The following is a 15533-nucleotide window of genomic DNA, read 5'->3' on the forward strand; positions in this document are numbered from 1 at the left end:
GCGGGCGCGTCAGGCCCGGCGCGGCGCCGCGGCCGTGCTGCAGGCGCGGCACAGCATCAGCGCCAGCCGCTGCAGCGCCTGCCAGCCGCTGGCGGGCCAGTCGGGCTGCTTCAGGCCCTTGCAGATGCCGTCGACCAGGTGGGCCGCGCGCAGCAGCCGGGTCAGCATGCGGTCGTCCAGGCGCGGCAGCACGCGCTCGAAGGCGCGCTCGCGCGGGCCCCAGATGCGGTTCTCGCGCAGCGCCATCGGCAGCGGGCGGCCGGCGGCCATGGCGTCCTTCACGCGCTTGAGGGCGCGGATGTCCTCGGCGATCGTGTAGTGCACCAGCACCTCGGCCTCGCCCTCGGCCTGCAGGCCGTCGAGCATGCGCGCCACGCGCTGCGGGTTGCCGGCCAGCACGGCCTCGGAGAGCTTGAACACGTCGTAGCGCGCCACGTTGTTGACGGCGCCCTCGACCTGTTCCCAGCTCAGCTCGCCGGCCGGGTGCAGCAGCGCGAGCTTCTGGATTTCCTGGTGCGCGGCGAGCAGATTGCCTTCGACGCGGTCGGCAAAGAACTGCAGCGTGCGCTGGCCTTCGTCGCCGGGCATCACGCGCTGGTTCTGCAGCCCCAGGCGCTGCGCGATCCATTGCGGCAGCGCGGCCCGCTCAATCGGGTCGACCTGGATGCTCACGCCGTTGTTCTCCAGCGCCGAGAACCACGCGCCGGTGCGCGTGGCCTTGTCCAGGCGCGGCAGCATCACCAGCGTGAGCGTGCTGTCGTTGCCGGGCGCGCCCTCGGCCAGCTGCTGCAGCGCGACGCTGCCGTCCTTGCCGGGCTTGCCCGAGGGAATGCGGATCTCGACGATCTGCTTGTCGGCGAACAGCGAGAGCGAGCCCCCGGCCGCCAGCACCGCGCTCCAGTCGAAGTGCGCGCCGGCCACGGTGTACGAGCTGCGCTCGGTGTGGCCCTGGGCGCGCGCGGCAGCGCGGATGGCGTCGGCGGCCTCCTGCGCGAGCAGCGGCTCGTCGCCGTGGATCGTGTAAAGCGGCTTCAGGCCCTTTTGCAGATGGGCGCCGAGCTGGGCACTGGCAAGTTGCATTGAAAAAAACGGAAGCGACGCTTACAGGGACTGCACCGCGGCCAGCCGGCGCATCAGCTGCTGCGCGATGTCGGCCTGCATGTCGCGGAACAGCAGGTCGGCCTCGCCTTCCTTGGCCAGCGCGTTGGTTTCGTTGAAGCTCAGGTCGCGCGTCTGCGAGACCTCGGACGCGGGCAGCAATTCCTTGCCGCCCGGCGTGCGCAGGCTGAAGCGCACGCGCAGGCGCAGCTGCAGCTCGCGCAGCAGGCCGGCGGAGTTGGTCGAGATCACGAAGCGGTCGCGGTCCTCGCCCAGCACGACCAGCACGGCGTCGGCGGTGCTGGCCTCTTCCTTGGGCACCAGCGTCACGTTGCCGGCCGCGCGCAGCTCGCGCCGCAGCTGGTTGATGAGCGCCGTATTGCCTTCGAGCGACAGCGTCTTGAACGCGAAGTTCGGCGCCTTGCGCAGCGCGAAGCCGCAGCCGGACAGGGCCAGCGAAGCGCCTGCCACGCCGAGGCCCAGGAGAAAGCCGCGGCGCGGCTGCGAGGCATTGCGAATGTTCATGCGTCTGTCGTTTCCGTCGTTCTGCAGTGTCGGGTTCAGATGACCACGTTGACCAGGCGCCCGGGCACCACGATCACGCGCTTGGGCGGCGCGCCTTCGGCGAAGTTGACGAAGTCGTCGCAGGCGAGCGCCAGCCGCTCGATCTCGTCCTTCGAGGCACCGGCGGGCACCAGCAGCTTGCCGCGCAGCTTGCCGTTGACCTGCAGCATGAGCTCGACCTCGTCCTGCGCCAGCGCGGCCACGTCGACCACGGGCCAGGGGGCGTCGAGCAGGTCGCCCGATGCCTTGTCGTAGCCGAGTTGCTGCCACAGCTGGTGCGCGATGTGCGGCGTGGCCGGGTACAGGCAGCGCAGCAGGATGCCGAAGCCCTCGCGCGCGGCGGCCGCGTCGCCCGCGCTGCCGTCGGACTTGAAGCCCTCGAGCGCGTTGAGCAGCTTCATCGCGCCCGACACCACCGTGTTGTATTGCATGCGCTGGTAGTCGTAGTCGATCTGGCGCAGCACGGTGTGCACCTCGCGGCGCAGGGCCTGGGCGGGCTTGCCGAAGCTCTGGCCGGCGAGCGCCACCGGCGCCACGTCGGCCTGGGCCACGCCGTAGTTCCACACGCGGCGCAGGAAGCGGTAGCTGCCTTCGACTGCCGCGTCGTTCCACTCGAGCGTGGCTTCGGGCGGCGCAGTGAACATGGTGTACAGGCGCGCGGTGTCGGCGCCGTACTTCTCGATCAGGTCCTGCGGATCGACGCCGTTGCGTTCGCTCTTGCCCATCTTGCCCACGCCGCCGTACTCGACCTTGGTGCCGTCGGCCAGCGTGCCGCCAGTGATGCGGCCCTGCGCGTCGAGCACCGCCGTGACTTCGAGCGGCGGGAAGTAGTCCTTGCCGCCCTTCTCGTTGCGCTTGTAGAAGATGTGGTTGAGCACCATGCCCTGCGTGAGCAGCTTGGCGAAGGGCTCGTCGGCCTTCACCAGGCCCAGGTCGCGCATGACCTTGGTCCAGAAGCGCGCGTACAGCAAATGCAGGATCGCGTGCTCGATGCCGCCGATGTACTGGTCCATCGGCATCCAGTAGTCGGCGCCCTCGGCGACCATGGCCTTGTCGTTGGTCGGGTCGCAGTAGCGCATGAAGTACCACGACGAATCGACGAAAGTGTCCATCGTGTCGGTCTCGCGCCGCGCGGCCTTGCCGCACACCGGGCAGGTCACGCCGGCGTGGAAGCCTTCGTGCTTGGCCAGCGGGTTGCCCGAGCCGTCGGGCACGCAGTCGGTCGGCAGCACCACGGGCAGGTCCTTTTCAGGGACCGGCACCGCGCCGTGTTCTTCGCAATGGATGATCGGGATCGGCGTGCCCCAGTAGCGCTGGCGGCTCACGCCCCAGTCGCGCAGGCGCCAGGTGGTCTGCAGCTCGCCCAGGTCCTTCTGGCCCAGCGCATGCGCCACGGCGGCCACAGCCTCCTTGTAGGTCATGCCGCTGAAGTTGTCGGAGTTGATGGTCACGCCGCGCTGCTTGTCGCCGTACCAGTCCTGCCACTTGTGATAGTCGAAGTGCGGCTCGTCGTCGACCAGCACGACCTGGATGATCTCGATGCCGTACTTGTTGGCGAAGGCGAAGTCGCGCTCGTCGTGCGCGGGCACGCCCATCACGGCGCCGTCGCCGTAGCCGATGAGCACGTAGTTGCCCACCCACACCGGCACCTGCTCCTCGGTGATCGGGTGCTTCACGGTCAGGCCCGTGGGCACGCCCTTCTTCTCCTGCGTGGCGAGCTCGGCTTCGGTCGTGCCGCCACCCTTGCATTCCTCGATGAAGGCCGCGACCTTGGGATCGAGCGTGGCGGCGTGCGCGGCGAGCGGGTGCTCGGGCGCGACGGCGCAGAAGGTAACGCCCATGATGGTGTCGGCACGCGTGGTGAACACGTACATGCGGCCGTCCTGGATGAGCTTGCCGCTCGCGTCCCGGATGTCATGCGTGAACGCGAAGCGCAAGCCTTCGCTCTTGCCGATCCAGTTTTCCTGCATGAGCTTGACGCGCTCGGGCCAGCCCGGCAGCTTGTGCTGGGTGTGCTCGAGCAGTTCTTCGGCGTAGTCGCTGATCTTCAGGTAGTAGCCGGGGATCTCGCGGCGCTCGACCGTGGCGCCGGTGCGCCAGCCCTTGCCATCGATCACCTGCTCGTTGGCCAGCACGGTCTGGTCGACCGGGTCCCAATTCACGACCTGGGTCTTGCGGTAGGCGATGCCCTTTTCGAGCATCTTCAGGAACAGCCACTGGTTCCACTTGTAGTAGCTCGGATCGCAGGTGGCGATCTCGCGGCTCCAGTCGATCGCCAGGCCCATGGCCTGGAGCTGGCCCTTCATGTAGGCGATGTTCTCGTAGGTCCACTTGGCCGGCGGCACGCCGTTCTTCAGCGCCGCGTTCTCGGCCGGCAGGCCGAAGGCGTCCCAGCCCATGGGCATCAGCACGTTGTAGCCGCTCATGCGCAGGTAGCGCGTGAGCATGTCGTTGATCGTGTAGTTGCGCACGTGGCCCATGTGCAGCTTGCCGCTCGGGTACGGCAGCATCGAGCAGGCGTAGTACTTCTTGCGGCTCGCGTCCTCGGTGACACGGTAGACATCGGCGGCGCGCCATTGCGCCTGGGCAGCGGACTCGACGTCGCTGGGTTTGTAGCTGGGGTTCATGACATCTCGGCAGGGCCCGGCTCGACGGCGGCCGGGAAGGCGGATTATCGCGCCGTGCGTGATCGTCCCCCGGGCCCCATGCCGGAATCAGGCCCTTTCCTGCGGCGGCGGGGCGGGCGTCCACTCGTCGCCGAACAGTTCCGGCTCGCTGTAGGCCTCCAGATTCGCCCAGTGGTGGGCCGCGTCTTCCCGGTAGAACAGGCTGGCAAGCCCCGCCGCCAGGCGCCGCGCGCCGTCGCTGATGGCCGGAATGTCGCCCGACACCGTGCCGTGCGACAGCGCCGCCGGGTAGCAGAAGCAGTGGATGCGATCCAGCCCCGGGCAGGCGCCGGGCGCGTTTTCCTGGAATTCGAAGGCCGGCCCGAGGTCGGGCGAATCGGCCAGTTCGCGGTCTTCGTCGCCGGGCGCGGGCGTGAAACGGTCTTTCCAGATGCGGATGTGGGCGGCGATGCCCGCGAATTCGGGGCGGGCGGCCCAGTCGACCTGGAAACCGGTCGACACAATCAAGAAGTCGAACGCGAAGTCGCCCTTGGGCGTGGTGACACGCAGCGCCTCGCCCTGCGGCGCCACGGCCAGGATGGGGCAGCCGAAGTTGAAGAAGGCATTGGCGTGCCGCGACACCCGCAGCGTGCTGCCATGCGGCGGCGGCACATTCAGCACGTTGATGTAGTGGCGGATGCGCCACTTCAGTTCGTCGGGCAGGTCGTAGTGCCCCTGCGTGAGCCCCGGCACGCCAGCGCCCTTGCCCTTGTTGACGCGCGGCAGGTCGGGCCGGCGGATCAGCAGCTCGACGCTGTGCGCGCCGGCTTCGAGCGCGGTGGCGGCGCTGTCCATCGCCGAGGAGCCCGCGCCGACCACGCCCACGCGCAGGCCCCTCAGGCGCCCGTAGTCCATCTCGTCGGAGGAATGCGCCCATGCCGCGCGCGGCAGGCCGTCGACAAAGGCGGGCACGGCCGGGCCGCCCAGGCCGTCGCGGCCGGTGGCCAGCACGACGCGGCGCGCCAGCACGCGGCGTTCGCCGCCCGGCGTGCGCAGGTCCAGGCGCACGGCGCTGGCGTCGGGCAGCGGTTGCAAGCCCGTAACAGCGGTGTCGTTGCGCACATCCACGCCCATCACGCGGCGGTACCAGACCAGGTAGTCCATCCACTGCAGGCGCGGGATCTTGTCCATCGCGGCCCAGGCCTCTGTGCCGAGCTGGGCCTCGAACCAGGCGCGGAAGGTCAGCGAGGGCAGCCCCAGCGCCGGGCCCGTGAGCTCCTTGGGCGAGCGCAGGGTTTCCATGCGCGCCGTGGTGGCCCAGGGGCCTTCGCGCCCGGCCGGCGCGCGGTCGAAGACCACCGCGCGGATGCCTTGTTGCGCCAGCGCGCCCGCCGCGGCCAGCCCGGCCTGGCCGCCGCCGATGATGGCCACGTCGAGCACGGGTTCGCCGTCGACCTGGCGCGGCGGCACCCAGGCGCGGGCAGGCCAGCCGAGGTAGTCGAGGTCCTGGGCGAGCCGGCGTTCGAGCGCGGCAAGGCCGATGGGTGGGGCGGAGGGGGCGAAAGCGGTGTCGTCGGTGGTCATCGGTCGGGGGTCGGGGCGGCAGCGCCCCGCCCTGCTGAATTTACCCACTTCCGCGGGGCGCCCGCCTGCCACAGCGTACCGCTGGCCCGGATTTCGCATGCCACAATGAATTTCGACCACAGGGGCAGGCATGAGCGGCAGCAACGGCGAATGGTGGCGGGGCGCGGTGATCTACCAGATCTACCCGCGCAGCTTCATGGACAGCAACGGCGACGGCGTCGGCGACCTGCCCGGCATCACGTCGAAGCTCGACCACGTCGCCCGCCTGGGCGTCGACGCGGTCTGGGTCTCGCCCTTCTTCCGCTCCCCCATGAAAGACTTCGGCTACGACGTGGCCGACTACCGCGCCGTCGATCCGCTGTTCGGCACGCTGGCCGACTTCGACGCCATGCGCGCGCGCATGCACGCGCTGGGCCTGAAGCTCATCATCGACCAGGTGCTCTCGCACACCTCCGACCAGCACGCCTGGTTCGCCGAAAGCCGCAGCTCGCGCGACAACCCGAAGGCCGACTGGTACGTCTGGGCCGACCCGAAGCCCGACGGCACGCCGCCCACCAACTGGCTCTCGGTCTTCGGCGGCTCGGCCTGGCAGTGGGACTCGCGCCGGCGGCAGTACTACCTGCACAGCTTTCTCGCCGAGCAGCCCGATCTCAACTTCCATTGCCCCGAAGTCCAGGACGCGCTGCTCGGCGAGGTGCGCTTCTGGTGCGAGCGCGGCGTGGACGGCTTTCGCTTCGACGCCTGCAACCACCAGTTCCACGACGCGCTGCTGCGCGACAACCCGCCCGCCACGGTCGAATCGATGGGCGAGGTCAGCACCGTGCGCGCCGACAACCCGTATGCGATGCAGGTCCACCTGTACGACAAGAGCCAGCCCGAGAACCTCGTGTTCCTGGAGCGCCTGCGCCGGCTGCTCGACGGCTACGGCGCGGTCGCGCTGGGCGAGGTCGGCGACGAGAACGCGCCCCCGGTCATGGCGCAGTACACCGAACTCGGCAAGCGCCTGCACCTGGCCTACAGCTTCAGCCTGCTCACCGCCGACCACAGCCCGAAGCACCTGCGCCACCAGGTCGAGTCGCTCGACGCCGCACTGGCCGTGACGAACGGCTGGGGCTGCTGGGCGGTGTCGAACCACGACGTGCCGCGCGTCGCCACGCGCTGGAGCGACGGCGCCGCGCCCGACACGCGCCGCGACCGGCTCTGGCTCGCGCTGCTGCTGGCGCTGCGCGGCAGCGCCAGCCTCTACCAGGGCGAAGAGCTGGGCCTGCCCGAGGCCGACGTGCCCTTCGAACTGCTGCAAGACCCCTACGGCCGCGCCTTCTGGCCCGAGTTCAAGGGCCGCGACGGCTGCCGCACGCCGATACCCTGGACCGCCCAGGCGCCCAACGCCGGCTTCAGCACCGGCACGCCCTGGCTGCCGGTGGACGGCGCCCACCTGCCGCTGGCCGTCGAACTGCAGGAGGCCGACCCCGGCTCGATGCTCGCCTTCAGCCGCGCGCTGCTGCACTGGCGGCACACCCAGCCGCTGCTGCGCACGGGCGCGCTGGCGTTCGTCGATGCGCCCGCGCCGCTGCTGCACATCGTGCGAAGCGACGGCGACGCGGTGCTGCATGCGATCTTCAACACCGGGAGCGAACCGGTGTCGATTCCGTTGCCCGAGCCGCTGGTGCCGCTGGCCGGCCACCCGCTCGCGCCGACCGCGACCGTCACCGCCGATCCAAAGCCCCTGCTGACATTGGCGCCTTATGGCGTGTGCTTCGGCACGCCTGCCGAAGCAGGAGGACGCTGAACCCCATGCCACCTTCTCCTTTTCTCCAAGCTGCCGACATCCAGGCGCTGATGCGCGCCGAGCATGGCGATCCGTTCGCCGTGCTCGGCCCCCACGAGACCGCCGACGGCCTCGAGGTGCGCGCGCTGATGCCCGGCGCGCGGCAGGTGGCCGTGGTGCATTCGCGCACCGGCTGGCCGCTGTCGATCCTTGCGCGGCACGAAGGCTCCGACCTGTTCAGCGGCCTCGTGCCCGCGGCCGAGGCGCGCATGGGCTACTCGTTCCAGGTCGACTGGGAGACCGGGCACGCCTCGCGGCTCGAAGACCCCTACCGCTTTCCGTTCGTGCTCGGCGAGACCGACGTGTGGCTGCTGGCCGAAGGCACGCACCTGCGGCCGTGGGAGCGGCTGGGCGCGCACCTGCGCGAGATCGACGGCGTGAAGGGCGTGGCCTTTGCCGTGTGGGCGCCGAATGCGCGGCGCGTGTCGGTGGTCGGCGACTTCAACAACTGGGACGGCCGGCGCCACATGATGCGGCTGCGCCGCGAGTGCGGCGTGTGGGAGATCTTCGCGCCGCACGTGGCGACCGGCGACAGCTACGAGTTCGAGATCCTGTCGTCGCGCGGCGAGGTGCTGCGCAAGGCCGACCCCTTCGCGTTCTCGTCGCAGCTGCGCCCTGGCACCGCCTGCGTCGTGGCGCCGCTGCCCGCGCCCGTGCCGATGCCCGCCGGGCGCGCCGAGGCCAACGCGCACCAGGCGCCGATCAGCATCTATGAAGTGCACCTGGGCTCGTGGCGCCGCAAGCACCACGGCCAGGAATGGCTGGACTACCGCGAGCTGGCCGACACGCTCGTGCCCTATGTGCGCGACATGGGCTTCACGCACATCGAGCTGTTGCCCATCACCGAGCACCCCTTCGACGGCTCGTGGGGCTACCAACCCATCGGCCTGTATGCGCCGACCTCGCGCTTCGGCACGCCCGGCGACTTCCGCCATTTCGTCGAAGCCGCGCATGCCGCGGGGCTGGGCGTGATCCTCGACTGGGTGCCCGCGCACTTCCCGACCGACGCGCACGGCCTGGGCAACTTCGACGGCACCGCGCTGTACGAGTACGCCGACCCGCGCGAGGGTTTCCACAACGACTGGCAGACGCTGATCTTCAACTACGCCCGCACGGAGGTGCGCAACTACCTCGTCGGCAATGCGCTGTACTGGCTGGAGCGCTACGGCGTGGACGGCCTGCGCGTGGATGCGGTGGCGTCGATGCTGTACCGCGACTACAGCCGCAAGGCCGGCGAGTGGGTGCCGAATGCGCAGGGCGGGCGCGAGAACCTGGAGGCCATCGATTTCCTGCGCCGCATGAACCACGTGGTGGGCGTGGAGCGTCCGGGGGCTGTGACCATCGCGGAAGAGTCGACGAGCTTTCCGGGCGTGACGCGGCCGCCGGAAGACGGCGGGCTGGGGTTTCACTACAAGTGGAACATGGGGTGGATGAACGACACGTTGGCGTATGCCGGGACCGATCCGGTCTATCGCAAGCACCATCACCAGCAGATCACCTTCGGGCTGATGTACGCGCACAGCGAGAACTTCGTGTTGCCGCTGTCGCATGACGAAGTGGTGCACGGCAAGGGGTCGATGATCGGGCGCATGCCTGGGGACGAATGGCAGAAGTTTGCGGGGTTGCGCAACCTGTATGGGTACCTCTGGGCTTATCCGGGGAAGAAGCTGCTGTTCATGGGCGGGGAGTTTGCGCAGTACGCGGAGTGGAATGCGGATCGCGGGCTGGACTGGCACTTGCTCGAGCATGCGGGGCATCAAGGGGTGCGGCGGTTGGTGCGCGATCTGAACAACGTGTATCGGCACTTTCCTGCTTTGCATGAGCTGGACCACGAGGGTTCGGGGTTCGAGTGGCTGGTGCATGACGATGTGGCGCAGTCGGTGTTTGCGTTTGTTCGGCGGGCTCGGGATGGGACGTTTGTGGTGGTGGCTTGCAACTTCACGCCGTTGCCTCGGCATGCGTATCGGCTTGGCGTTCCTGTCGCGGGGGCTTATCGCGAAATCATCAACACCGATGGTTCGGTGTATGGCGGCAGCGGCGTGGGAAACGGGATTGTCGAGAGCGCTCCCACCGCCTGGCATGGGAAAGCGGATTCGATTTCGGTCAGCGTGCCGCCGCTCGCTACCGTGATGTGGGTGTTGGCTTGATAGGCCTGGAATCGTCTTTTTTCCCGAGGCCGGGTCTCGCCCCGGCAGGCGACCTACTTTTCTTTGCTTCGCCAAAGAAACGTAGGCAAAAGAAAGGCGACCCTGCTGTCTGCGTCCCTACGCTTCGCTTCGGGCAACCTGCGGTGCTCGCGTTTCGCGGGGTCTCGCCCAAACTCGCTTCGCTCAAACAAGGGCGAGCCCTGATCCGCGAAACGCTGCGCTCCTCGGCGCATACAGAAGGGCTTTGGATACCAACGGGCCATCGCTTCGCTCGGCCAGTGGGCCGCAGCAGGCGCTGCGCGCCTGCTGCGGCTGGGATTGGTAGCGGCGTTAGTTGGAGCGCGAACGCAGGCGCAGGCGCGAATGCAGATGTGCTTACGAGCACCAACCCGAGCACGAACACAGGATTTGGCTGTCGGCAACTGCCGGGCCGAGCGAAGCGACGGCCCGCCCGGTATCAAAGCCCCTCTGGCTGCGCCGAGGAGCGCAGCGTTTCGCGGATCAGGGCTCGCAGCTGTTTGAGCGAAGCGAGTTCTGCGAGACCCCGCGAAACGCGAGCACCGCAGGTTGCCCGTAGCGAAGCGGAGGGTCGCAGACAGTGGGGTCGCCTTTCTTTGCTTACTTTCTTTGGCGAAGCAAAGAAAGTGAGTCGCCCGCCGGGGCGAGTCCCGGCCTCGGGAAGCAAAAGCCGCCAGGGGTTCAAAGCATGCTGAGCCCAGGCCACCCCCACCCCCTAGGCGCAACACTCACGCAGCAAGGCGTCAACTTCGCCCTCACAGCGCCATCAGCCAGCAAAGTAGAACTCTGCCTCTTCGACAGTACAGGCAAGAGCGAGCAACAGCGCCTACCGCTCCCAGAGTGCACAGACGGCATTTGGCACGGCCTGCTTCCCAACGCAAGAACAGGCCTGATCTACGGCTACCGAGTCCACGGCCCCTGGTCCCCCCAAGAGGGCAAGCGCTTCAACCCAGCCAAGCTCCTCCTCGACCCTTACGCCCGAGAAATCCTCGGCCACTACAACGGCAGCGACCTCTTCCTGGGCCACACCCCAACAGACCCAACCCAACGCGACCACAGAGATAACGGCTCGATCGCACTCAAAGCCCGCGTCACAGCCCCCAGCAACACACCCAAAACAACGGGTCAGGCCCACATCCCCCCCACAGACCGCGTCCTCTACGAACTCCACATCCGCAGCCTCACCCACCAGCACCCCGGCGTGCCCGAACCGCTCAGAGGCACCTACGCGGGCCTCGCAGAACCCGCCATCCTCGACCACCTGCAACGCCTGGGCATCACCACCCTCAGCCTCATGCCCGTGCAGCACCGCGCCGACGAACAGCGCCTGCTCGCCAAGGGCCTGACCAACCACTGGGGCTACAACACCATCGGCTGGTTCGCCCCCGAGGCGCGCTTCTGGAGCGGCCGCCCCGGCACCACGCCCGCCAGCGAGTTCCGCGCCATGGCCGATGCGGTGCATGCGCGCGGCATGGAGCTGGTGATCGACGTGGTCTACAACCACAGCGCCGAAAGCGACGAGCTCGGCCCCACGCTCTCGCTGCGCGGCATCGACAACGCCCTGTACTACCACCTGCGCCCGGACGACCGCGCCCTGTACGAGAACTGGGCCGGCACGGGCAACTGCCTGAACCTCGGCGAGCCGCGCGTGCTGCAACTCGTGATGGACAGCCTGCGCTTCTGGGCCTGCGAGATGGGCGTCGACGGCTTCCGCTTCGACCTCGCCCCGGTGCTGGGCCGCGACGCACAGCGCGGCTTCGATGCGCGCGCGCCCTTCTTCGCGGCGATGGCGCAAGACCCGGTGCTGTCACGCACGCTGCGCATCGCCGAGCCCTGGGACCTCGGCCCCGGCGGCTACCGGCTCGGCGAGTTCCCGCCCGGCTGGCTCGAATGGAACGACCGCTTCCGCGACACGCAACGCGGCTTCTGGCTGCGCCAGGGGCGCGAGGGCGCCGCCGGCCTGGGTGACTTCGCGCACCGCTTCACCGCGTCCAGCGCGAGCTTCGCGCACGATGGCCGCGCACCGACCGCGAGCGTCAACTTCATCACCGCGCACGACGGCTTCACGCTGCGCGACCTCGTGAGCTACGAACGGCGCCACAACCTCGCCAACGGCGAAGACAACCGCGACGGCCACGCCCACAACCTGAGCACCAACTGCGGCGTCGAAGGCCCGAGCGACGACCCCGCCGTGCGCGCGATGCGCGCGCGCCTGCAACGCACGCTGCTCGCCACGCTGCTGCTGTCCCAGGGCACGCCGATGCTGCTGGCCGGCGACGAGCTCGGCCACAGCCAGGGCGGCAACAACAACGCCTACTGCCAGGACAACGAGACCACCTGGCTCGGCTGGATCGGGCTGTCTGACCCGTCCAGCGAACGCGCCCGGCTAACTGCGTTCGTCGCGCGGCTCACCGCCCTGCGGCGCGAGGCGCCGGCGCTGCGCAGCGCGCATTGGTGGCCGGCCGAATCGCCGGTCGACGCCCCCCCGGGCCTGCGCTGGCTGCGCCCCGACGGCCAGCCGATGGCACCGGCCAACTGGCACGCAGGCACGGCACTTGCGATCCTGTTCGGACATGCCGAGGACGCCTGGCTGGTGCTGGTGAATGCGGGCCCGGGCCCTGTCACCTTCACGTTGCCGAATGGCGACTGGCGCTGCTGCCTGGCCACCGATGCCGAAGACCCCGACGCCCTGCGCGCCGCGCCCCGCCCGCTGGGCCGCACAGCGCAGGTGCCGGATTCGAGCCTCTGGCTTGCAAGAACGTAGGAGCCAAGCCCACGGCGCAGTGCCAGACTCGGTGCGGACACTCTGACGACGACGAATTCAACAAGCGAACGAACGAACGGAGACACAGATGGACAAGCTCAACACCCAGGGCGCACAAGCCCCGCAGGCGCCCCTGCAGGCCCATCAACTGGTCCGCCGCACCATCGCGCTGGTGCTGGCCGGCGGCCGGGGCTCCCGCCTCAAGCAGCTCACCGACCGGCGCGCCAAGCCGGCCGTGTACTTCGGCGGCAAGTTCCGCATCATCGACTTCGCGCTGTCCAACTGCCTGAACTCCGGCATCCGGCGCATGGCGGTGGTCACGCAGTACAAGTCGCACTCGCTCATGCGCCACCTGCAGCGCGGCTGGAGCTTCCTGCGCGCCGAGCTCAACGAGATGGTCGACGTGCTGCCCGCGCAGCAGCGCATGGGCGACGAGCACTGGTACCGCGGCACGGCCGACGCGGTGTTCCAGAACCTGGACATCATCAGCACCCGCTCCACGCCGCACGACTACGTGGTGGTGCTGGCCGGCGACCACATCTACAAGATGGACTACTCCATCATGCTCAAGGACCACGCCGAGCGCGGCCTGGGCTGCACGGTCGGCTGCATCGAGGTGCCGCGCCACGAGGCCACGGCCTTCGGCGTGATGGCAGTGGACGACGGCCGGCAGATCACCAGCTTCCTGGAGAAGCCGGCCGATCCGCCCGCCATGCCCGGCCACCCCGACCTGGCGCTGGCCAGCATGGGCATCTACATCTTCGACTCGGCCTACCTGTACCGGCTGCTCGAGGAAGACAACGCCAACCCCGACTCGAGCCACGACTTCGGCAAGGACATCATCCCGCGCGCCGTGGCCGAGGGCCGCGCGCTGGCGCATCCGTTCAGCATGTCGTGCGTCACGCGCGCCTCGCGCGGGCCCGACGCCAAGGCCTACTGGCGCGACGTGGGCACGATTGATGCATTCTGGGCAGCCAACCTCGACCTGGCCTCGATCACCCCGGAGCTCGACATCTATGACACGGACTGGCCCATCTGGACCTACCAGCGGCAGCTGCCGCCGGCCAAGTTCGTGCTCGACCGCGAGGGCAAGCACGGCATGACGGTCAACACCATCGTCTCGGGCGGCTGCATCGTCTCGGGCTCGAAGGTGAGCAGCTCGGTGCTGTTCTCGGGCGTGCGCATCCACTCCTTCTGCGAGATCAACGAGGCCGTGCTGCTGCCCGACGTCGAAGTGGGCCGCGGCTGCCGGCTCAACCGCGTGGTGATCGACCGCGCCTGCGTGATCCCCGACGACACGGTGATCGGCGAAGACGCCGAGGCCGACGCCGCGCGCTTCGAGCGCACGGAAACGGGCGTGGTGCTGGTCACGCGCGAAATGCTGCGCCGGCTGGCGCCCGACCCTGTTCCCACGGCCGCTTCCTGATCCACACCATGCGCATCCTCCAGGTCAGCGCCGAGCTGTTTCCCCTCCTGAAGACCGGCGGCCTGGCGGACATCGCCGGCGCCCTGCCCCTGGCGCTCATGGCCGCAGGGCAGGAGGCGCGCGCGCTGCTGCCGGGCTTTCCCGCCATCGTGGCCGGCGTGCGTGACCTGGTGCCGGTGGCCGAATTCGCCGCGCCCTGGGGCGAGCGCTTCGGCCTGCGCGCCGGGCACGTCGCCATCGCCGGCGCGCCGCCGATTCCCACCTACGTGATCGACGCGCCCGCGCTCTACGACCGGCCCGGCAATCCGTACGAAGACACCACGCGCCAGCCTTACAGCGACAACCACCGGCGCTTCGCGCTGCTGGGCTGGGCGGCGGCGCAGCTCGCGCAGGGGCTCCACCCTGGCTGGCGGCCCGACATCGTGCACGCGCACGACTGGCACGCGGCGCTCGCGCCCGCCTACCTGGCCTTCGTGCGGCGCGCGGGCGGGCCACGCACGGGCAGCGTGTTCACGGTGCACAACCTGGCCTACCAGGGCGTTTTCGCGCCCTGGCACTTCGCCGAACTCGGGCTGCCGGCGCCGGCCTTCCACATGAACGGGCTGGAGTACCACGGCCAGATCTCCTTCATGAAGGGTGGCCTCTACTTCGCCGACCAGCTCACCACCGTGAGCCCGACCTACGCGCTCGAGATCCAGACGCCCGAGCAGGGCTGCGGCCTCGACGGCCTGCTGCGCCAGCGCAGCAACGTGCTCAGCGGCATCCTCAACGCGGTCGACGACCAGGTCTGGAACCCATCCACCGACGCCGCGCTGGTGCAGGGCTACCAGGCGCCCGAGGGCCGCCACATGGCCGGCAAGGCGCGTTGCAAGTCGGTGCTGCAGCGCCAGCTGGGGCTGGCCGAGCGCCCCGACGCGCCGCTGTTCATCGTGGTGAGCCGGCTCACCGAACAGAAGGGCCTGCACCTCGTGCTCGGCGGCCTCGACACGCTGCTCGCGCAGGGCGGCCAGCTCGCGCTGCTGGGCAGCGGCGAAGGCTGGCTTGAAGAAGCCTTCCGCCAGCGCGCGGCGGCGGCGCCCGCCTCGGTGAGCGTCACCATCGGCTACGACGAGACGCTGGCGCACCAGCTCTTCGGCGCGGGCGACGTGACGATCGTGCCCTCGCTGTTCGAGCCCTGCGGCCTCACGCAGATGTACGGCCTGAAGTACGGCAGCCTGCCGCTGGTGCGCCGCGTCGGCGGGCTGGCCGACACCGTCGTCGACTGCACGCTGGAAGACATGGCCAGCGGCGCCGCCACCGGCTTCGTGTTCGACCGCTTCGAGGACGCCGACTACGACCGCGCCCTGCGCCGCGCCTTCGCGCTGTACGAGCGCGCCGCCGACTGGCGCCGCGTGCGCGGCAACGCCATGCGGCGCCCGGCCGACTGGGGCACGGCGGCGGCGCAGTACATCGATGTGTACCAACGGGCGTTGGCCTGAAGCCCCCGCCCCACACCCCA

General features: G+C 69.4%; 9 protein-coding genes. 5 read left to right on the top strand and 4 right to left on the bottom strand.

Features of this window, described 5'->3' with window-relative positions; all coding sequences use genetic code 11:
* Positions 1–9: 9 nt before the first annotated feature.
* The 4 genes from holA to VHAB30_RS23560 form a co-directional block, all read right to left on the bottom strand.
* Positions 10–1080 (bottom strand): DNA polymerase III subunit delta, encoded by a 1071-nt coding sequence (gene holA / locus VHAB30_RS23545; protein ID WP_062477727.1) that lies wholly within the window; start codon positions 1078–1080, stop codon positions 10–12.
* Positions 1081–1101: 21 nt separating this feature from the next.
* A complete protein-coding gene (locus tag VHAB30_RS23550; protein ID WP_062477729.1) occupies positions 1102–1623 on the bottom strand; it encodes an LPS-assembly lipoprotein LptE in 522 nt (173 codons plus the stop codon).
* Between the two features lie 35 nt (positions 1624–1658).
* The gene (leuS, locus tag VHAB30_RS23555) at positions 1659–4289 is read right to left on the bottom strand and encodes a leucine--tRNA ligase (protein ID WP_159278784.1); all 2631 of its coding nucleotides are present in this window, start codon (positions 4287–4289) and stop codon (positions 1659–1661) included.
* A gap of 87 nt (positions 4290–4376) precedes the next feature.
* Positions 4377–5852, bottom strand: a complete 1476-nt coding sequence (locus tag VHAB30_RS23560; RefSeq protein WP_159278785.1) for a flavin-containing monooxygenase — start codon at positions 5850–5852, stop codon at positions 4377–4379.
* A gap of 130 nt (positions 5853–5982) precedes the next feature.
* Between VHAB30_RS23560 and VHAB30_RS23565 the strand changes: the two genes are divergently transcribed.
* From VHAB30_RS23565 to glgA, 5 genes are all read left to right on the top strand, one after another.
* Entirely contained in the window at positions 5983–7641 is a 1659-nt protein-coding gene (locus tag VHAB30_RS23565; RefSeq protein WP_159278786.1) for an alpha-amylase family glycosyl hydrolase, read from the top strand.
* Positions 7642–7646: 5 nt separating this feature from the next.
* Positions 7647–9827 (top strand): 1,4-alpha-glucan branching protein GlgB, encoded by a 2181-nt coding sequence (gene glgB, locus VHAB30_RS23570; protein ID WP_159278787.1) that lies wholly within the window; start codon positions 7647–7649, stop codon positions 9825–9827.
* Positions 9828–10533: 706 nt separating this feature from the next.
* Complete coding sequence (gene glgX / locus VHAB30_RS23575) at positions 10534–12609, top strand: glycogen debranching protein GlgX (RefSeq protein ID WP_159278788.1); 2076 nt, start codon at positions 10534–10536, stop codon at positions 12607–12609.
* Between the two features lie 88 nt (positions 12610–12697).
* Positions 12698–14035, top strand: a complete 1338-nt coding sequence (gene glgC / locus VHAB30_RS23580) for a glucose-1-phosphate adenylyltransferase (protein WP_159278789.1) — start codon at positions 12698–12700, stop codon at positions 14033–14035.
* Between the two features lie 8 nt (positions 14036–14043).
* Positions 14044–15513 carry a glycogen synthase GlgA gene (glgA, locus tag VHAB30_RS23585; protein WP_159278790.1) on the top strand — a complete coding sequence of 490 codons (1470 nt, stop codon included), beginning with the start codon at positions 14044–14046 and terminating at the stop codon, positions 15511–15513.
* The last annotated feature ends 20 nt before the right edge of the window (positions 15514–15533 follow it).

It is taken from the genome of Variovorax boronicumulans (assembly GCF_009811375.1).
GTDB lineage: Bacteria > Pseudomonadota > Gammaproteobacteria > Burkholderiales > Burkholderiaceae_C > Variovorax > Variovorax boronicumulans.